This is a genomic window from Paranoxybacillus vitaminiphilus, from assembly GCF_003259935.1.
Classification (GTDB): domain Bacteria; phylum Bacillota; class Bacilli; order Bacillales; family Anoxybacillaceae; genus Paranoxybacillus; species Paranoxybacillus vitaminiphilus.
Genome location: NZ_QLMH01000016.1, coordinates 20,270 through 38,571, shown reverse-complemented (window position 1 = coordinate 38,571; position 18,302 = coordinate 20,270). Strand labels below are relative to the sequence as shown.

19 protein-coding genes are annotated in these 18,302 nt (G+C 42.0%); all 19 read right to left on the bottom strand.

Annotated features, from left to right (window positions below; genetic code table 11):
• Window positions 1-23: 23 nt before the first annotated feature.
• The 19 genes from rplN to rpoB all read right to left on the bottom strand — a co-directional run bounded on the left by rplN (window position 24) and on the right by rpoB (window position 18,053).
• A complete protein-coding gene (rplN, locus tag B0I26_RS14435; protein ID WP_111646126.1) occupies window positions 24-392 on the bottom strand; it encodes a 50S ribosomal protein L14 in 369 nt (122 codons plus the stop codon).
• A gap of 45 nt (window positions 393-437) precedes the next feature.
• Window positions 438-701 (bottom strand): 30S ribosomal protein S17, encoded by a 264-nt coding sequence (gene rpsQ, locus B0I26_RS14430; RefSeq protein ID WP_111646125.1) that lies wholly within the window; start codon window positions 699-701, stop codon window positions 438-440.
• A gap of 23 nt (window positions 702-724) precedes the next feature.
• Window positions 725-925, bottom strand: coding sequence for a 50S ribosomal protein L29 (rpmC, locus tag B0I26_RS14425; protein ID WP_111646124.1), 201 nt, complete (start codon window positions 923-925; stop codon window positions 725-727).
• The gene (gene rplP / locus B0I26_RS14420; RefSeq protein WP_111646123.1) at window positions 915-1,349 is read right to left on the bottom strand and encodes a 50S ribosomal protein L16; all 435 of its coding nucleotides are present in this window, start codon (window positions 1,347-1,349) and stop codon (window positions 915-917) included. Before rplP ends, rpmC begins: the two co-directional genes overlap by 11 nt.
• Before the next feature lie 2 nt (window positions 1,350-1,351).
• Window positions 1,352-2,008, bottom strand: a complete 657-nt coding sequence (rpsC, locus tag B0I26_RS14415) for a 30S ribosomal protein S3 (protein ID WP_111646122.1) — start codon at window positions 2,006-2,008, stop codon at window positions 1,352-1,354.
• 3 nt (window positions 2,009-2,011) lie between these two features.
• Window positions 2,012-2,353 (bottom strand): 50S ribosomal protein L22, encoded by a 342-nt coding sequence (gene rplV / locus B0I26_RS14410; protein WP_044895197.1) that lies wholly within the window; start codon window positions 2,351-2,353, stop codon window positions 2,012-2,014.
• 18 nt (window positions 2,354-2,371) lie between these two features.
• Window positions 2,372-2,650, bottom strand: coding sequence for a 30S ribosomal protein S19 (gene rpsS / locus B0I26_RS14405; RefSeq protein ID WP_044895196.1), 279 nt, complete (start codon window positions 2,648-2,650; stop codon window positions 2,372-2,374).
• A gap of 57 nt (window positions 2,651-2,707) precedes the next feature.
• Window positions 2,708-3,538: a 50S ribosomal protein L2 gene (rplB, locus tag B0I26_RS14400; RefSeq protein ID WP_111646121.1), complete on the bottom strand. Its 831-nt coding sequence runs from the start codon at window positions 3,536-3,538 to the stop codon at window positions 2,708-2,710.
• A gap of 27 nt (window positions 3,539-3,565) precedes the next feature.
• Window positions 3,566-3,853, bottom strand: a complete 288-nt coding sequence (rplW, locus tag B0I26_RS14395; protein WP_111646120.1) for a 50S ribosomal protein L23 — start codon at window positions 3,851-3,853, stop codon at window positions 3,566-3,568.
• On the bottom strand, window positions 3,853-4,476 hold the full coding sequence (rplD, locus tag B0I26_RS14390) for a 50S ribosomal protein L4 (protein ID WP_111646119.1): 624 nt from the start codon (window positions 4,474-4,476) through the stop codon (window positions 3,853-3,855). Before rplD ends, rplW begins: the two co-directional genes overlap by 1 nt.
• A 27-nt stretch (window positions 4,477-4,503) precedes the next feature.
• Window positions 4,504-5,133 (bottom strand): 50S ribosomal protein L3, encoded by a 630-nt coding sequence (gene rplC / locus B0I26_RS14385; protein ID WP_111646118.1) that lies wholly within the window; start codon window positions 5,131-5,133, stop codon window positions 4,504-4,506.
• A 32-nt stretch (window positions 5,134-5,165) separates the two neighbouring features.
• Window positions 5,166-5,474 (bottom strand): 30S ribosomal protein S10, encoded by a 309-nt coding sequence (rpsJ, locus tag B0I26_RS14380; protein ID WP_009361489.1) that lies wholly within the window; start codon window positions 5,472-5,474, stop codon window positions 5,166-5,168.
• A 374-nt stretch (window positions 5,475-5,848) separates the two neighbouring features.
• On the bottom strand, window positions 5,849-7,036 hold the full coding sequence (tuf, locus tag B0I26_RS14375; protein WP_111646117.1) for an elongation factor Tu: 1,188 nt from the start codon (window positions 7,034-7,036) through the stop codon (window positions 5,849-5,851).
• A gap of 130 nt (window positions 7,037-7,166) precedes the next feature.
• Window positions 7,167-9,245, bottom strand: a complete 2,079-nt coding sequence (fusA, locus tag B0I26_RS14370; protein WP_111646116.1) for an elongation factor G — start codon at window positions 9,243-9,245, stop codon at window positions 7,167-7,169.
• A 156-nt stretch (window positions 9,246-9,401) separates the two neighbouring features.
• A complete protein-coding gene (rpsG, locus tag B0I26_RS14365; protein WP_004888658.1) occupies window positions 9,402-9,872 on the bottom strand; it encodes a 30S ribosomal protein S7 in 471 nt (156 codons plus the stop codon).
• A gap of 51 nt (window positions 9,873-9,923) precedes the next feature.
• Entirely contained in the window at window positions 9,924-10,346 is a 423-nt protein-coding gene (rpsL, locus tag B0I26_RS14360; RefSeq protein ID WP_111646115.1) for a 30S ribosomal protein S12, read from the bottom strand.
• Window positions 10,347-10,449: 103 nt separating this feature from the next.
• Complete coding sequence (locus tag B0I26_RS14355) at window positions 10,450-10,698, bottom strand: 50S ribosomal protein L7ae-like protein (protein ID WP_111646114.1); 249 nt, start codon at window positions 10,696-10,698, stop codon at window positions 10,450-10,452.
• Window positions 10,699-10,834: 136 nt separating this feature from the next.
• Window positions 10,835-14,437, bottom strand: a complete 3,603-nt coding sequence (rpoC, locus tag B0I26_RS14350) for a DNA-directed RNA polymerase subunit beta' (RefSeq protein WP_111646113.1) — start codon at window positions 14,435-14,437, stop codon at window positions 10,835-10,837.
• 52 nt (window positions 14,438-14,489) lie between these two features.
• The gene (rpoB, locus tag B0I26_RS14345; RefSeq protein ID WP_111646112.1) at window positions 14,490-18,053 is read right to left on the bottom strand and encodes a DNA-directed RNA polymerase subunit beta; all 3,564 of its coding nucleotides are present in this window, start codon (window positions 18,051-18,053) and stop codon (window positions 14,490-14,492) included.
• Window positions 18,054-18,302 lie beyond the last annotated feature (249 nt).

The window sequence follows — 18,302 nt, the reverse complement described above, 5'->3', positions numbered from 1 at the left end:
CCTTAAAAGGCTGTTCCTTTTCATTAAATAACTTCTGGAGCTAGAGAAACGATTTTCATAAAATCTTTTTCACGCAATTCACGCGCAACTGGTCCAAAAATACGAGTTCCACGTGGACTCTTATCATCACGAATGATGACGCAGGCGTTCTCGTCAAAGCGAATGTAAGAACCATCTGTACGACGTACGCCGCGTTTTGTGCGGACAACAACTGCTTTCACAACTTGACCTTTTTTAACAACGCCACCTGGTGTTGCTTCTTTAACGGTTGCCACTACAACATCGCCGATGTTTGCATAACGACGACCAGAGCCACCTAATACTTTAATAACAAGCACTTCACGTGCACCTGAGTTATCAGCAACTTTCATACGAGATTCTTGTTGAATCATTTACGAGACCTCCCTTCGGAATTATATAACCGTTCCGAACAATAGTTAGATAATAACAGCTTTCTCCACCACTTCAACTAAACGGAAACGCTTTGTCGCAGAAAGCGGACGAGTTTCCATGATTTTAACGATATCGCCAACTTTCGCTACATTGTTTTCATCATGAGCTTTGTATTTTTTAGAGTACTTTACGCGCTTTCCATATAGAGGATGCTTTTTGTAAGTTTCTACAAGAACAGTGATCGTTTTATCCATTTTGTCGGATACAACACGACCAACGTATACTTTACGTTTATTGCGTTCACTCATTCCGCGAACCTCCTCTCAAGCTTTTATTTATTAGCAGCGATCTCTCTTTCGCGAATAATTGTTTTCATGCGAGCGATTGCTTTACGAACTTCACGAATACGTGCAGTGTTTTCCAATTGACCAGTTGCTAATTGGAAACGAAGGTTGAATAACTCTTCTTTTAAAGCTTTAATTTTTTGTTCAATTTCGGCAGTGGTAAGTTCACGAATTTCTTTAGCTTTCATTAGATTCACCACCAATTTCTTCACGTTTTACAAACTTACATTTTACAGGAAGTTTATGAGAAGCGAGACGCAATGCTTCACGTGCTACTTCTTCAGAAACACCTGCAACTTCAAACATTACTTTTCCAGGTTTAACTACCGCTACCCAACCTTCAGGTGCACCCTTACCGGAACCCATGCGCACTTCTAAAGGTTTTGCAGTATAAGGTTTTGAAGGGAAAATTTTAATCCAAACTTTACCGCCACGTCTCATATAACGAGTCATCGCACGACGAGCAGCTTCAATTTGACGGTTTGTAATCCAAGAAGCTTCTAAAGCTTGTAAACCGTATTCACCAAAATGTACTTCCGTACCGCCTTTCGCACGACCTTTCATGCGTCCGCGATGTTCACGACGATATTTTACGCGTTTTGGCATTAACATGATTAATTTCCTCCTTCCTCAGTTTTCTTTTTAGTAGGAAGGACCTCTCCACGATAAATCCATACTTTGACACCGATTTTTCCGTAAGTTGTATCAGCTTCCGCTGTTGCATAATCGATGTCAGCACGCAATGTGTGGAGTGGAACTGTTCCTTCGCTATAATGTTCAGAACGAGCGATATCAGCACCGCCTAGACGACCAGATACCATTGTTTTAATTCCTAATGCACCAGCGCGCATAGTGCGTTGAATTGCTTGTTTTTGTGCACGGCGGAATGATACGCGGTTTTCGATTTGACGAGCGATATTTTCCGCTACTAATTTCGCATCTAATTCTGGCTTTTTAATCTCAAGAATGTTGATATGAACACGTTTACCTGTCAATTGATTAAGAGCTTTGCGAAGCGCTTCAACTTCTGTGCCGCCCTTACCAATAACCATACCAGGTTTTGCAGTGTGAATAGTGATGTTTACACGGTTTGCTGCACGTTCAATTTCAATGCGTGAAACAGCAGCATCGCTTAAACGTTTCGTAATGTATTCACGAATTTTTAGGTCTTCATGTAAGAGGTCTGCGTAATCTTTTTCAGCGTACCATCTTGATTCCCAATCACGGATAATACCGATGCGAAGACCGACTGGATTCACCTTTTGACCCACTGATTATCCCTCCTTCTTTTCTGAAACAACAATTGTAATATGGCTCGTACGTTTGTTAATTGCGCTTGCACGTCCCATAGCGCGAGGGCGGAAACGTTTTAAAGTTGGACCTTCATCAACGTATGCTTCTGTAATAACTAATTTGTTAACGTCCATTTCATAGTTATGCTCTGCGTTCGCTACAGCAGATTTCAAGACTTTCTCAATGATTGGAGAAGCAGCTTTTGGAGTGTGGCGAAGAATAGCTACTGCTTCACCTACTTGCTTTCCTCGAATTAAATCGATTACTAAACGAGCTTTACGAGGAGCAATGCGTACTGTTCTCGCAACAGCTTTAGCTTTCATGAATAAAGCCTCCTCTCATTAACGTTTTGTTTTCTTATCGTCGCCAGCGTGACCTTTGAATGTACGTGTTGGCGCGAATTCACCGAGCTTGTGTCCTACCATATCCTCTGTAATGTATACAGGCACATGTTTACGGCCATCATATACAGCAATTGTATGACCGATAAATTGAGGGAAAATTGTTGAACGACGAGACCAAGTTTTAATCACTTGCTTTTGTCCAGTTTCATTCAACTTCTCAATTTTTTTCATTAAATGATCATCACAGAAAGGACCTTTTTTCAAGCTGCGACCCATAAATGAACCTCCCTTCGTGATTGCTCTACGGTTCTTTTGAACCGTAGCTCAACCCCGTTATTTTTTACGACGACGTACGATAAATTTATCAGATTTATTTTTCTTCTTGCGAGTTTTGAAGCCAAGAGTTGGTTTACCCCATGGAGTCATTGGTGATTTGCGTCCGATAGGTGCTTTACCTTCACCACCACCATGTGGGTGATCCACTGGATTCATTACAGAACCGCGAACTGTTGGACGAATTCCTAACCAACGAGCACGTCCCGCTTTACCAATGTTTACAAGCTCATGTTGTTCGTTACCTACTTGACCAATTGTTGCACGGCAAGTTCCTAAAATCATGCGAACTTCGCCAGACGCTAAACGAACAAGTACATATTTACCTTCTTTACCAAGAATTTGTGCAGATGTACCTGCGGAACGTACTAATTGTCCACCTTTACCAGGTTTTAATTCAATGTTGTGTACTAATGTACCAACAGGAATGTTTGCAAGTGGTAATGCGTTACCGATTTTAATGTCCGCATCCGGACCAGACATGATTTCCATGCCAACTTCTAAGTTTTTAGGTGCGATGATGTAGCGTTTTTCACCATCTAAATAGTGAATTAGCGCGATGTTCGCAGAACGGTTTGGATCGTATTCAATTGTAGCAACGCGTCCTGGAATGCCATCTTTATCGCGCTTAAAGTCAATGATACGATATTGACGCTTATGACCGCCACCTTGGTGACGCACAGTTAACTTACCTTGGTTGTTGCGACCGCCTTTTTTCTTTAAAGGCACAAGCAAAGATTTTTCCGGCTTATCAGTTGTGATTTCAGAGAAATCAAGAACTGTCATGCCACGACGACCGTTAGATGTTGGTTTATATTTTTTAATCGCCATGTCGGTTTCCCTCCTTCGCTTTTAAACTTACACTTCAAACAATTCGATTTCCTTGCTGTCAGGCGTTAACGTAACAATCGCTTTGCGACGACGGTTTGTAAAACCGCTGTAGCGACCTACACGTTTGAACTTACCTTTGTAGTTCATGATGTTTACTTTTGCAACTTTTACGCCAAAGATCGCTTCAATTGCATCTTTTACTTCTGTTTTATTCGCTTTTACGTCAACTTCAAACGTATATTTTTTCTCAGCCATTAATTCAGTTGAACGCTCAGTAATGACGGGGCGCTTAATAATATCGCGAGGATCTTTCATTATGCAAGCACCTCCTCTACTTTTTCCACTGCAGCTTTCGTGATCACAAGCTTATCGTGGTTAAGCACGTCAAGAACGTTAATTCCGTTTGCAGTAACAACTGTTACTCCAGGAATGTTGCGTGCTGATAATGTAACATTTTCGTTCACATCAGCTGTAACGATTAACGCTTTGCGATCAACAGAAAGATTGTTTAGGATTTTCACCATTTCTTTTGTTTTTGGTGCTTCAAGGGTTAAGTTATCTAATACGATAATGTTATTTTCAAGAACTTTTGAAGATAATGCTGATTTGATTGCTAAACGACGTACTTTTTTCGGTAATTTGTAGCTGTAGCTGCGTGGAACCGGACCAAATACTGTACCACCACCGCGCCATTGTGGAGAGCGAATAGAACCGTGACGAGCGCGTCCAGTACCTTTTTGGCGCCATGGTTTACGGCCACCGCCGCTTACCTCTGCACGATTTTTTGTTTTGTGAGTTCCTTGACGTAAGGAAGCACGTTGCATAATAACAGCTTCAAATAAAACATGCTTATTTGGCTCAATACCAAATACGGAATCGTTTAATTCGATTTCACCAACAGTTGCTCCGTTTTGGTTGTACAATGCTACTTTTGGCATTGGATAATTCCTCCTTTCTTAAAGAAGTTATTTCGCTTTAACCGCACTTTTAATGATCACTAATCCTTTTTTCGGACCAGGCACATTGCCTTTTACAAGGATTAAATTGCGTTCTGCATCAACTTTAACGATTTTTAAGTTTTGAACTGTTACACGTTCTCCACCCATGCGACCTGGAAGTTCTTTAGATTTGAATACACGGTTTGGAGCAATCGGACCCATTGAACCAGGACGACGATGATAACGAGAACCGTGTGACATAGGTCCACGAGACTGTCCATGGCGCTTGATTGCACCTTGGAATCCTTTACCTTTTGAAGTTCCTGTTACATCAACAATATCGCCTTCAGCGAAAATATCAACTTTGACTTCCTGACCAACTTCATAATCCGCAAGATTTACTCCACGGATTTCACGAATGAAGCGCTTAGGTGCAGTATTCGCTTTAGCAACATGTCCTTTTAAAGGCTTATTAGCAAGTTTTTCGCGTAAATCTTCAAAGCCTAATTGAATTGCTTCATAGCCATCATTTTCGATCGTTTTCTTTTGAAGAACTATGTTTGGGCTAGCTTCAATAACCGTTACAGGAATTAAATCACCATTTTCAGCGAATACTTGCGTCATGCCAATTTTTCTACCTAAGATTCCTTTGGTCATTCGTCACACCTCCTATGAAACTCATTTTTGAATTAAAGCTTAATTTCAATATCTACACCAGACGGTAAGTCAAGACGCATTAAAGAATCCACTGTTTGTGGAGTTGGGTTTACGATATCGATTAAGCGCTTGTGAGTACGCATTTCAAATTGCTCACGAGAGTCTTTGTATTTGTGAACAGCGCGTAAAATCGTATAAACAGTTCTTTCAGTTGGTAATGGGATCGGTCCAGACACAGTTGCACCTGAACGTTTTGCTGTTTCTACGATTTTCTCAGCAGATTGATCAAGGATTCGATGATCGTAAGCTTTTAAACGGATACGAATTTTTTCTTTTGCCATTATTTTCCCTCCTTCTTCGCCTATTTTAAAAATAGACATTCTCCGTGGAAATTTCCTCACACTCTCGCCATGGCAAAGCGGCCGGGTGTGTCAGCAACCTTCCACTTCATCGCAGTTAAAGACCAACATTAGATATTATACAGATATCCAATGTAAATTGCAAGCAATTTCTTTTATAGCTGAACACTTCTTATATTATACATACAAAAAAAACCTATTTCAACTTCTCACAAATTATTAGAATTTTGTTGCATATACATTATTTTAAAAAATGGATTGTTTAGATCCCCAAAAATGTGCTTGTCCTCTTAAATCTTTAAATGAAAAAAGAACAGGCTTGCTTTAGCAAGCCTGTTCTTTCAAGCTTCTGTCGATTATTCGATGATAGAAGATACAACGCCAGCGCCTACTGTACGGCCGCCTTCACGGATTGAGAATTTTGTACCTTCTTCGATCGCGATTGGAGCGATTAATTCTACTGTCATTTCAACGTTGTCGCCAGGCATTACCATCTCTACGCCTTCTGGAAGAGTGATGATACCTGTTACGTCAGTTGTACGGAAGTAGAATTGTGGACGGTAGTTAGAGAAGAATGGAGTATGACGTCCACCTTCTTCTTTAGATAGTACGTAAACTTCCGCTTTGAATTTAGTGTGTGGTGTGATTGTACCTGGTTGTGCAAGTACTTGACCACGTTGTACTTCGTCGCGAGATACACCACGAAGAAGCGCACCGATGTTGTCACCAGCTTGAGCTTGGTCAAGAAGCTTGCGGAACATTTCTACACCAGTAACTGTTGTAGATTTTGGCTCATCAGAAAGACCGATGATTTCTACAGCGTCACCAACTTTTAATGTACCGCGCTCAACGCGACCAGTAGCAACTGTACCGCGACCAGTGATTGAGAATACGTCCTCAACTGGCATCATGAATGGTTTATCAACTTCACGTTGTGGAGTTGGAATGTACTCGTCAACAGCGTTCATAAGCTCGATGATTTTTGCTTCCCATTCAGGGTCACCTTCAAGAGCTTTTAACGCAGAACCTTTGATAACTGGAATTTCATCGCCAGGGAAGTCGTATTCAGATAACAAGTCACGAACTTCCATTTCAACAAGCTCTAGTAATTCTTCGTCGTCTACCATATCGCATTTGTTTAAGAATACTACGATGTATGGTACACCTACTTGGCGAGATAAAAGAATGTGCTCGCGAGTTTGCGGCATTGGACCGTCAGCAGCAGACACTACAAGGATCGCGCCGTCCATTTGCGCAGCACCCGTGATCATGTTTTTAACGTAGTCCGCGTGACCTGGGCAGTCAACGTGTGCATAGTGACGAGCGTCAGTTTCATACTCAACGTGTGCAGTTGAGATTGTGATACCGCGCTCACGCTCTTCTGGAGCAGCGTCGATTTGGTCATAAGCACGAGCTTCTGCTTTACCTTGTTTTGCAAGAACTGTTGTAATAGCAGCTGTTAAAGTTGTTTTACCATGGTCAACGTGGCCGATTGTACCAATGTTAACGTGTGGTTTAGAGCGTTCGAATTTCGCTTTAGCCATTAGAAATATCCTCCTTAAGTATAAATTTCTCAATAATATAAAATATAGGATGCCTGGAGGCGAACATGCAAGCATCTTCGCCTCCAAGTCTTACATAAGTATTTATACTTGAACAATGCTAGAAAATCAATTATTCACCTTTATTTTTTTTGATGATTTCTTCAGCAATGCTCTTAGGAACTTCTTCATAGTGGTCAAATACCATGGAGAATGTTCCGCGTCCTTGAGTATTTGAACGCAATGAAGTTGCGTATCCAAACATTTCAGCAAGTGGAACCATTGCATGTACCACTTGTGCATTACCGCGAGCTTCCATACCTTCTACACGGCCGCGGCGGGAAGTGATGTCACCCATAATATCTCCAAGATATTCTTCAGGGATGACAACTTCTACTTTCATAATTGGCTCAAGCAATACAGGATCACATTTTGCTGCTGCATTTTTCAAAGCGAGGGAAGCAGCAATTTTGAACGCCATTTCACTTGAGTCAACATCGTGGTAAGAACCATCAAATAGTTTTGCTTTAATGTCTACAACTGGGTATCCAGCAAGAACACCGTTTTGCATGGCATCTTCAAGACCTGCTTGAATCGCTGGGATGTATTCTTTTGGAACAACCCCACCAACGATTGCGTTCTCGAATTCAAAGCCTTTTCCTTCTTCGTTTGGAGAGAATTCGATCCAAACGTGACCGTATTGACCGCGACCACCGGATTGACGCACAAATTTACCTTCTACTTGTGCAGACTTACGGAATGTTTCGCGATATGCTACTTGTGGAGCACCAACGTTTGCTTCCACTTTGAATTCGCGACGCATACGGTCAACGATGATATCGAGGTGAAGTTCACCCATACCCGCGATGATCGTTTGACCAGTTTCTTGATCTGTCCATGCGCGGAATGTTGGGTCTTCTTCTTGTAATTTTTGTAGAGCCTGACCCATTTTATCTTGGTCCGCTTTTGATTTTGGTTCAATTGCAATTTGAATAACTGGCTCTGGGAATTGCATGGACTCTAAAATAACAGGATGTTTTTCATCACACAAAGTATCGCCCGTTGTTGTATCTTTTAAACCTACAGCCGCAGCGATATCACCAGCGTACACTTTGGAAATCTCTTCGCGATGGTTCGCATGCATTTGCAGGATACGTCCGATACGTTCACGTTTGCGCTTTGTAGAGTTCAAAACGTATGAACCAGAATCTAATGTACCTGAGTAAACGCGGAAGAATGTTAATTTACCAACATAAGGGTCAGACATAATCTTGAACGCTAACGCTGCGAATGGAGCATCATCGCTAGATTCACGAACTACTTCTTCTTCCGTATTTGGATTGATACCTTTAATAGCAGGTATATCTACTGGAGCAGGTAAATAGTCAACAACTCCATCAAGCAATAACTGAACGCCTTTGTTTTTAAACGCAGAACCGCAAAATACAGGGAAGAATTCAACGCTAACAGTCGCTTTTCGAATCGCAGCTTTAAGCTCTTCTACTGTAATTTCTTCCCCTTCTAAATATTTCATCATTAATTCTTCGTCAAGCTCTGCTACCGCTTCAATTAGTTTTCCGCGATATTCTTCTGCCATATCGCGATAATCTTCAGGAATTTCGATTTCTCGAATATCTTTACCAAGATCATCGTTATATTGGTAAGCAGTCATTTTAACTAAGTCGATAATTCCTGTGAATTGATCTTCCGCACCGATCGGTAATTGAACCGGATGCGCATTCGCTTGCAAACGATCATGAAGCGTTTTTACAGAGTATAAAAAGTCTGCGCCGATTTTATCCATTTTGTTTACGAATACAATACGCGGAACGCCGTATGTAGTCGCTTGGCGCCATACTGTTTCCGTTTGTGGTTCTACCCCGGATTGCGCATCAAGTACAGCTACCGCACCGTCTAATACACGTAAAGAACGCTCAACCTCAACTGTGAAGTCTACGTGTCCAGGTGTATCGATAATGTTGATGCGGTGACCTTTCCATTGAGCAGTTGTTGCCGCAGAAGTGATCGTAATACCACGTTCTTGCTCTTGCTCCATCCAGTCCATTGTAGCTGCGCCTTCATGAACTTCACCGATTTTGTGAACGCGCCCTGTATAGAAAAGGATACGTTCAGTCGTTGTCGTTTTACCGGCATCAATATGAGCCATGATACCAATATTGCGAGTTTTTTCTAAGGAGAACTCTCTTGCCATGGTGGTTTTTTCTCCTTCCTTAAGTGAGTATCGTGTTTGTGAAAAAATCATTCATATATAGGAAGATAGGTGAGTGCACGATAGAGATACCTCTATCGCCTTCACCTATTCCAAGTATATAATCAATAGACATATGAACAAAAACAATAACGAAGATTACCAACGATAGTGAGCAAATGCTTTGTTCGCTTCTGCCATTTTATGAGTATCTTCACGTTTCTTAACAGCTGCACCTGTGTTGTTTGCAGCATCCATAATTTCGTTAGCTAGACGCTCTTCCATTGTTTTTTCACCACGAAGACGAGCGTAGTTTACTAACCAACGAAGACCTAGTGTTGTACGACGTTCAGGGCGCACTTCTACCGGAACTTGATAGTTAGCACCACCAACACGACGAGCTCTTACTTCAAGAACTGGCATTACATTTTTTAATGCTTGCTCAAAAACTTCCATCGGATCTTTACCTGTGCGCTCACGAATAATATCGAACGCAGTATAAAGAATTTTTTGCGCTTTACCTTTTTTACCGTCAATCATAATTTTGTTGATAAGACGTGTTACTAATTTTGAATTGTAAATTGGATCAGGTAATACATCTCTTTTCGGAACTGGACCTTTACGTGGCATAGTTTTTCCTCCTTTCAAGAAAAAGTTATCTTTTTCTTAAATTATTTTTCATTACTTCTTAGCTGCTTTTGGTTTCTTCGTACCGTATTTAGAACGTCCTTGCATACGGTTTGCTACACCAGCAGTATCTAACGCACCACGAACGATATGGTAACGTACACCCGGTAAGTCTTTTACACGTCCACCGCGGATTAATACAACGCTGTGTTCTTGTAAGTTATGACCGATACCAGGAATGTATGCTGTTACCTCGATACCGTTTGTTAAACGTACACGAGCATATTTACGAAGCGCAGAGTTTGGCTTCTTAGGTGTCATAGTACCTACACGTGTACATACACCACGTTTTTGTGGTGAAGAAACGTTAGTTTGTACTTTTTTGAAGCTGTTGTATCCTTTGTTTAATGCAGGAGATTTAGATTTTACCACTTTTTTCGTACGACCTTTACGTACTAGCTGGTTAATTGTAGGCATTATAAATTTCCTCCCTTCGCATTTAAGTTCAAGCCCACACATCCAGGCGGCTCATTTTTATACAAAAACAAAGTTTTTGCAGACAAACCTACAAAAACAGTTTTTAACAAATAATCGCAACAGCAGCAGCTCCAACTTGAATTTTACATGCCTTTCCAAGCTTTTTCATAGAGTCTACTTTTGCTACAGGAACGTTTGCTTCCTTTGCAGCTTCCAACACTTTATCAATAATGAACGAATCTGCATCTTCGGCAATAACCACTTCCTGTACTTTTCCCTCTTTTAGAGCTCTCACTGTTTGTTTGGTTCCGACAATAATTTGCTTAGCCTGCAATACTTTTTCATAAGACATGAAACATATCCTCCAAAGTACCAGGTTTTTGGAACACCTTTATTACATTAACATTTTCTTAGAACGTTGTCAACTTCATTTATTAAAAATTTTTTACCGGCAAGAGCTGTTCTTGCCGGTAAAAATATATAAGCGATTATTTGCTTGTTGTAGCTGCATCTTCGCGAATGTTTGACTTAATTACTGGTTTTACTTTACGATAGCGTGCCATTCCTGTTCCAGCAGGCACTAGCTTACCAATAATAACGTTTTCCTTAAGACCGAGCAGCTCGTCACGTTTGCCTTTAATTGCTGCATCTGTAAGCACTCTCGTTGTTTCTTGGAAAGATGCAGCAGATAGGAATGAGTCTGTTTCAAGCGATGCTTTTGTAATACCAAGCAATACCGGGCGAGCTGTTGCCGGTGTTTTGCCTTCAAGCAATGCTTTAGCATTAACATCTGTAAATTGATGTACATCAAGCAATGTGCCTGGAAGTACGTCCGTATCACCCGCATCAATGACACGCACTTTGCGGAGCATCTGGCGAACCATTACTTCAATATGCTTATCGCTAATTTCTACCCCTTGCATACGGTATACTTTCTGCACTTCACGCAACAAGTATTCTTGAACAGCAGTAATATCTTTTACCTTGAGGAGCTCCTTCGGATCGATCGAACCTTCTGTCAGCTCTTGACCACGCTCTACTTGCTGACCTTCTTGAACTTTTAATCTCGCACTATAAGGAGCTGTATATGTGCGCGTCTCTACTTCACCTTGCACGACAATTTCTTGTTGACGGTCGCGAGTTTCATTAATTGCAACTACCACACCGTCAATTTCTGAAATAACTGCTTGACCTTTTGGATTACGCGCTTCAAACAATTCTTGAACGCGCGGTAAACCTTGAGTGATATCGTCTCCCGCTACACCACCAGTGTGGAATGTACGCATCGTTAACTGCGTACCAGGTTCACCAATCGATTGTGCCGCAATAATACCGACCGCTTCTCCAACTTCTACTTCTGCGCCTGTAGCTAAGTTGCGGCCATAACATTTCTTACATACTCCATGACGCGTATTACATGTAAACGCAGAGCGAATCCAAACTTGGTCAATCCCCGCCTTAATAATGGCGTTAGCAATATCTTCCGTGATCATTTCATTTTCTCGGACAAGAATTTCACCAGTTTCCGGATGTTTTACCGTTTTTCTCGCATATCGGCCGACTAAACGCTCTTCTAGCTTCACGATAACCTCTGTGCCATCCGTTAACGCTCTTACAAGCATACCGCGGTCTGTACCGCAATCATCCTCACGAACGATGACATCTTGCGCAACGTCAACAAGACGGCGTGTGAGATAACCAGAGTCAGCCGTTTTAAGCGCTGTATCTGCAAGACCTTTACGCGCACCATGCGTAGAAATAAAGTATTCCAATACCGTTAAACCTTCACGGAATGAAGATTTAATCGGCAATTCGATAATGCGTCCGGCCGGGTTTGCCATCAAACCGCGCATACCAGCAAGCTGAGTAAAGTTTGATGCGTTACCACGCGCACCGGAGTCGCTCATCATAAAGATTGGGTTGCGTTTATCTAAAGATTCCATTAACTTGCTTTGAATTTTATCTTTCGCAGCGCTCCAGATGGAGATAACACGCTCATAACGCTCATCCTCAGTAATTAAACCGCGTCTAAACTGCTTTAAGACCGTGTCTACTTTTGCTTGTGCTTCTTGTAAAATTTCTTGCTTTTGCGGCAATACAACGATATCAGCGACGCCGATTGTAATACCGGCTTTCGTTGAATATTTGAAACCGAGGTCTTTCATGCGGTCAAGCATTTTCGATGTTTCCGTGATTTTGAACCGCTTGAATACTTCCGCAATAATATTTCCAAGAATTTTTTTCTTAAACGGAGGAACAAGTTCACGTTTGCGAATTTCTTCTTTCACGTTTACTCCTTTATCAAGGAAATACTTATCAGGAGTACGCTCCTCCAGATTTTCTTTTGTCGGTTCATTAATATAAGGGAATGACTTCGGTAAAATCTCGTTAAAAATCAACTTACCTACTGTTGTAATTAATAATTTATTATTTTGTTCTTCAGTGAATGTCTCATTCTTTAATGAACCTGCATGTACAGCAATGCGGCTATGCAGATGCACATAACCGTTATGGTAAGCTAACAGCGCTTCATCTGTATCCTTGAAGACCATTCCCTCACCGATTGCCCCTTCACGTTCCATTGTTAAGTAATAGTTACCTAGTACCATGTCTTGTGAAGGAGTAACAACCGGTTTCCCGTCTTTAGGGTTGAGAATGTTTTGTGCTGCCAGCATGAGCAGGCGAGCTTCGGCTTGCGCTTCCGCTGATAGCGGAACGTGTACCGCCATTTGGTCACCGTCGAAGTCCGCGTTATACGCTGTACATACAAGCGGATGCAAGCGAATCGCACGGCCTTCAACAAGCGTAGGTTCGAACGCTTGAATACCGAGTCTGTGCAAAGTTGGGGCACGGTTTAGCAGAACAGGATGTTCTTTAATGACAGATTCTAAAACGTCCCAAACTTCTGGGTGAACGCGTTCGATTTTTCGTTTTGCACTCTTAATGTTGTGAGCTAAACCTCTTTCTACAAGCTCTTTCATAACGAATGGTTTAAAGAGCTCAAGCGCCATTTCCTTAGGAAGACCACATTGATACATTTTTAAGTTTGGTCCCACAACAATAACAGAACGGCCAGAATAGTCAACACGTTTACCAAGCAAGTTTTGACGGAAGCGGCCTTGCTTACCTTTTAGCATATGAGAAAGAGATTTTAACGGACGGTTTCCAGGACCTGTTACCGGACGGCCGCGGCGACCGTTATCGATTAGCGCATCAACCGCTTCTTGAAGCATCCGTTTTTCGTTTTGCACGATGATATTCGGAGCTCCAAGATCCAGAAGTCGTTTTAAGCGGTTGTTACGGTTAATGACACGACGGTATAAATCGTTTAAATCCGATGTCGCAAAACGACCGCCATCCAATTGAACCATCGGGCGCAACTCCGGCGGGATCACTGGAAGCACATCCAATACCATCCATGCCGGGTCATTCCCGGAATTTCGGAATGCTTCCAACACTTCAAGTCGTTTAATTGTTCGAGCACGACGCTGCCCTTGAGCTGTTTTTAACTCTTCTTTTAGTGCTTCTACTTCTTTTTCAAGATCAATATCTTGAAGAAGCTTTTTAATCGCTTCAGCTCCCATAGAGGCTTGGAACGACTGTCCATACTTTTCGCGATACGCACGATATTCTTTTTCAGAAAGCAATTGCTTTTTCTCAAGCGGAGTATCTCCCGGATCGGTAACTACATAGGAAGCAAAGTAAATGACTTCTTCCAAAGCCCGCGGGGACATGTCTAAGACAAGTCCCATGCGGCTTGGAATTCCTTTAAAATACCAAATATGTGAAACAGGGGCTGCCAGTTCAATATGGCCCATTCGTTCACGGCGAACTTTTGCACGAGTTACTTCAACACCGCAACGATCACAAACTACGCCTTTATAACGCACGCGCTTATATTTACCGCAATGACACTCCCAGTCTTTTGTCGGACCGAAAATGCGCTCGCAGAACAATCCGTCTTTTTCAGGTTTTAATGTACGATAGTTAATCGTTTCAGGTTTCTTTACTTCACCGTATGACCAAGAACGAATTTTTTCTGGTGAAGCAAGTCCGATTTTCATATACTCAAAATTATTTACATCCAGCAAGGGGCCTACCTCCCTCTTAATCTCCAGGTTTTACCCTTATTGCTCTGTCATTTTATTGCTCTTTCGTCACAACATCTTTTTCTTCTTCAACTGTGTCTACATTCATTGTAACTGTATTCGCTGGTTGAACATCGTCATCTTCATCAAAATTTTCCATATTGATTTCTTTTTCATCGCTGGAAAGAATTGTGACATCCATACCTAAACTTTGCAGTTCTTTAATCAATACTTTGAATGACTCTGGGACACCAGGTTCTGGAACGTTCTCACCTTTAACAATCGCTTCATATGTTTTCACGCGACCAACGACATCATCCGATTTAACCGTAAGAATCTCTTGCAATGTATATGCTGCACCATAAGCTTCAAGCGCCCATACTTCCATCTCACCGAAACGCTGACCACCAAACTGCGCTTTACCACCGAGCGGCTGCTGCGTAACAAGCGAGTAAGGACCTGTTGAACGAGCATGCAATTTATCATCAACCATGTGTGCCAGTTTAATCATGTACATAATACCGACGGAGACACGGTTATCAAACGGCTCGCCTGTTCTTCCGTCATAAAGAACGGTTTTGGCATCGCGAGGCATTCCAGCTTCTTCCAACGTTGCCCAAACATCTTCTTCACGAGCCCCATCGAATACTGGAGAAGCGACATGAATTCCCAGCTTTTTCGCCGCCATACCGAGGTGCAATTCTAGTACCTGACCAATATTCATACGTGAAGGCACCCCTAATGGGTTTAACATGATATCAACTGGCGTGCCATCCGGCAAGAAAGGCATATCCTCTTCTGGTAAGATTCTCGAAATTACCCCTTTGTTACCATGGCGGCCCGCCATTTTATCGCCTTCAGAGATTTTACGTTTTTGAACAATGTACACACGTACTAGCTGGTTCACACCAGGAGGAAGCTCATCTCCGTCTTCACGGTTAAATACTTTGACGTCTAGTACGATACCGCCGCCGCCATGCGGAACACGAAGAGAGGTATCGCGTACTTCACGAGCTTTTTCGCCAAAGATTGCATGCAACAGGCGCTCTTCCGCTGTTAACTCCGTTACTCCTTTTGGCGTTACTTTACCAACAAGTAAATCTCCGTCTTTTACCTCTGCACCAATTCGGACAATTCCCCGTTCATCTAGGTTGCGTAATGCATCTTCTCCGACGTTCGGAATGTCACGTGTAATTTCTTCAGGTCCAAGCTTCGTATCACGAGCCTCAGACTCATATTCTTCAATATGAATAGAAGTATAAACATCTTCTTTGACAAGACGCTCGCTCATAATAATCGCGTCTTCGTAGTTATAACCATCCCATGTCATGAAGGCAACAAGCACGTTGCGCCCAAGCGCCAATTCACCTTTTTCCATTGATGGACCGTCAGCAAGAATTTCACCTTTTTCTACAATGTCGCCTTTTTTAACAATCGGACGTTGATTGTAGCATGTTCCTTGGTTAGAACGAACAAACTTCAAAAGACGGTATTTATCGAGATCGCCTTTTACTTCTTTGCCATCTACTTCAATTAAGCGGCGTACCCAAATTTCTTTCGCTTCTACTCTTTCAACAATTCCCCGATGTTTACAAATGACTGCCGCACCTGAATCTCTTGCTGACACATATTCCATTCCTGTACCAACGATTGGAGCCTCAGGTTGCAATAATGGAACCGCTTGGCGCTGCATGTTTGCACCCATCAAAGCACGGTTAGAATCGTCATTTTCCAAGAATGGAATGCACGCTGTTGCGGCGGATACAACTTGCTTTGGTGATACGTCCATGTAGTCGACACGATCACGTTTGACCACAATGTTTTCACCGCGGAAACGTGCCACAATATCTTCATCTAGGAACGTACCGTCTTCGGCGATTCTTGCGTTCGCCTGAGCCACAACATAGTTGTCTTCTTCATCCGCTGTTAAGTAATCAATGCGGTTCGTTACTTTTCCTGTTTCAGGGTCAACGCGGCGATACGGTGTTTCGATAAAACCAAATTTGTTCACTTTTGCATATGTTGACAGTGAGTTAATTAAACCGATGTTTGGACTCTCGGGAGTTTCGATTGGACACATGCGACCATAGTGTGAATAGTGAACGTCACGAACCTCGAAACCAGCGCGTTCGCGCGTTAAACCACCCGGTCCTAACGCAGAAAGACGGCGCTTATGTGTCAACTCAGCAAGAGGGTTTGTTTGGTCCATGAATTGAGATAGTTGTGAACTTCCAAAAAATTCCTTGATTGCTGCAATTACTGGACGAATGTTGATAAGTTGCTGTGGCGTAATTGTATTTGTATCTTGGATAGACATGCGCTCACGCACAACGCGTTCCATGCGTGAAAGCCCAATTCTGAATTGATTTTGCAGCAGCTCACCAACGGAACGAAGACGACGATTTCCTAAGTGGTCAATATCGTCTGTATCGCCTACCCCATGAAGCAAGTTAAAGAAGTAACTAATCGACGCAATAATATCACTTGGTGTGATATGTTTTACATCTTCCGCAATATAGCCGTTACCAATGACATTAATGACTTGTTCCCCATCCGGATCGTTTGGCGCATAGATTTTGATCGATTGCAGCGTGAATTCCTCATCTACAACGCCGCCTGCAGGGTTGTATGTCTTAAAGCCAATATTCTTTTCAAGCTGTGGTAAAATTCGGTCTAATGTTCTACGGTCGATGATTGTTCCTTTTTCAGCGATAATTTCACCAGTTTCAGGATCGACAAGTGTTTCGGCTAAACGTTGATTAAAGAGTCGGTTTTTAATATGAAGCTTTTTATTAATTTTATAACGTCCAACGCTTGCTAAATCGTAGCGTTTCGGATCAAAGAAACGGGAAACTAGCAAATTTTTTGCGTTTTCTACTGTAGGCGGTTCTCCCGGCCGTAAACGCTCATAAATTTCTAATAACGCTTTTTCTGTGCTTTCTGTGTTATCTTTTTCAAGCGTATTACGAAGATACTCATTATCACCAATTAAATCGATGATTTCTTGATCAGACCCAAACCCAAGCGCACGTAAAAGCACCGTTACAGGCAGTTTACGAGTACGGTCGATACGAACATATACAACATCTTTCGCATCCGTTTCATACTCCAACCATGCACCACGGTTTGGAATAACTGTCGCAGAAAAGCCGCGTTTACCGTTTTTGTCAACCTTTCCGCTGTAATATACACTCGGTGAGCGAACAAGCTGAGAAACGATGACACGTTCAGCCCCGTTAATGATGAACGTACCTGTCTCTGTCATGAGAGGAAAATCTCCCATAAACACTTCCTGATCTTTTACCTCACCAGTTTCTTTATTGATTAAACGGACCTTTACGCGAAGCGGTGCTGCATACGTAACGTCCCGTTCTTTCGCTTCTTCAACGGAATATTTAGGCTCTCCTAAACTATAATCAATAAACTCAAGCGACAGATTTCCTGTGAAATCCTCGATAGGAGAGATTTCTTTAAACATTTCTCTTAAACCCTCATCAAGAAACCACTGATAAGAGGAAGTCTGAATTTCAATTAAATTAGGTAATTCCAAAACTTCACTGATACGCGCGTAACTTCTTCGTTGGCGGTGTCGTCCATATTGAACTAGTTGACCTGTCAACTGATTCACCCCTCAAATTAAAGCGTTAGTAAGTAGAAAGCAAGCTTATGGAGCTGTCCCGCCCGTCAGTGCCTGACCTCATGCACATTCACAACATAATTCCAAATATAATATCTGCATATTGTGTTGTGGGGTCTGACACTTGGCTTTTGGATCAGCCTCATAAAACAAAAGAAAAAATGGTTTCTGTTAAGAAAACCACATTTCACAAAACATTGATTTTATAATTTTTTCCATTAAAAATAAAAT

Excerpts from the sequence above, each read along its gene's own strand:
- rplN (WP_111646126.1), bottom strand. The coding sequence starts at position 392 with ATGATTCAACAAGAATCTCGTATGAAAGTTGCTGATAACTCAGGTGCA.
- rpsQ (WP_111646125.1), bottom strand. The coding sequence starts at position 701 with ATGAGTGAACGCAATAAACGTAAAGTATACGTTGGTCGTGTTGTATCC.
- rpmC (WP_111646124.1), bottom strand. The coding sequence starts at position 925 with ATGAAAGCTAAAGAAATTCGTGAACTTACCACTGCCGAAATTGAACAA.
- rplP (WP_111646123.1), bottom strand. The coding sequence starts at position 1,349 with ATGTTAATGCCAAAACGCGTAAAATATCGTCGTGAACATCGCGGACGC.
- rplV (WP_044895197.1), bottom strand. The coding sequence starts at position 2,353 with ATGAAAGCTAAAGCTGTTGCGAGAACAGTACGCATTGCTCCTCGTAAA.
- rpsS (WP_044895196.1), bottom strand. The coding sequence starts at position 2,650 with ATGGGTCGCAGCTTGAAAAAAGGTCCTTTCTGTGATGATCATTTAATG.
- rplB (WP_111646121.1), bottom strand. The coding sequence starts at position 3,538 with ATGGCGATTAAAAAATATAAACCAACATCTAACGGTCGTCGTGGCATG.
- rplW (WP_111646120.1), bottom strand. The coding sequence starts at position 3,853 with ATGAAAGATCCTCGCGATATTATTAAGCGCCCCGTCATTACTGAGCGT.
- rplD (WP_111646119.1), bottom strand. The coding sequence starts at position 4,476 with ATGCCAAAAGTAGCATTGTACAACCAAAACGGAGCAACTGTTGGTGAA.
- rplC (WP_111646118.1), bottom strand. The coding sequence starts at position 5,133 with ATGACCAAAGGAATCTTAGGTAGAAAAATTGGCATGACGCAAGTATTC.
- rpsJ (WP_009361489.1), bottom strand. The coding sequence starts at position 5,474 with ATGGCAAAAGAAAAAATTCGTATCCGTTTAAAAGCTTACGATCATCGA.
- tuf (WP_111646117.1), bottom strand. The coding sequence starts at position 7,036 with ATGGCTAAAGCGAAATTCGAACGCTCTAAACCACACGTTAACATTGGT.
- fusA (WP_111646116.1), bottom strand. The coding sequence starts at position 9,245 with ATGGCAAGAGAGTTCTCCTTAGAAAAAACTCGCAATATTGGTATCATG.
- rpsG (WP_004888658.1), bottom strand. The coding sequence starts at position 9,872 with ATGCCACGTAAAGGTCCAGTTCCGAAAAGAGATGTATTACCTGATCCA.
- rpsL (WP_111646115.1), bottom strand. The coding sequence starts at position 10,346 with ATGCCTACAATTAACCAGCTAGTACGTAAAGGTCGTACGAAAAAAGTG.
- B0I26_RS14355 (WP_111646114.1), bottom strand. The coding sequence starts at position 10,698 with ATGTCTTATGAAAAAGTATTGCAGGCTAAGCAAATTATTGTCGGAACC.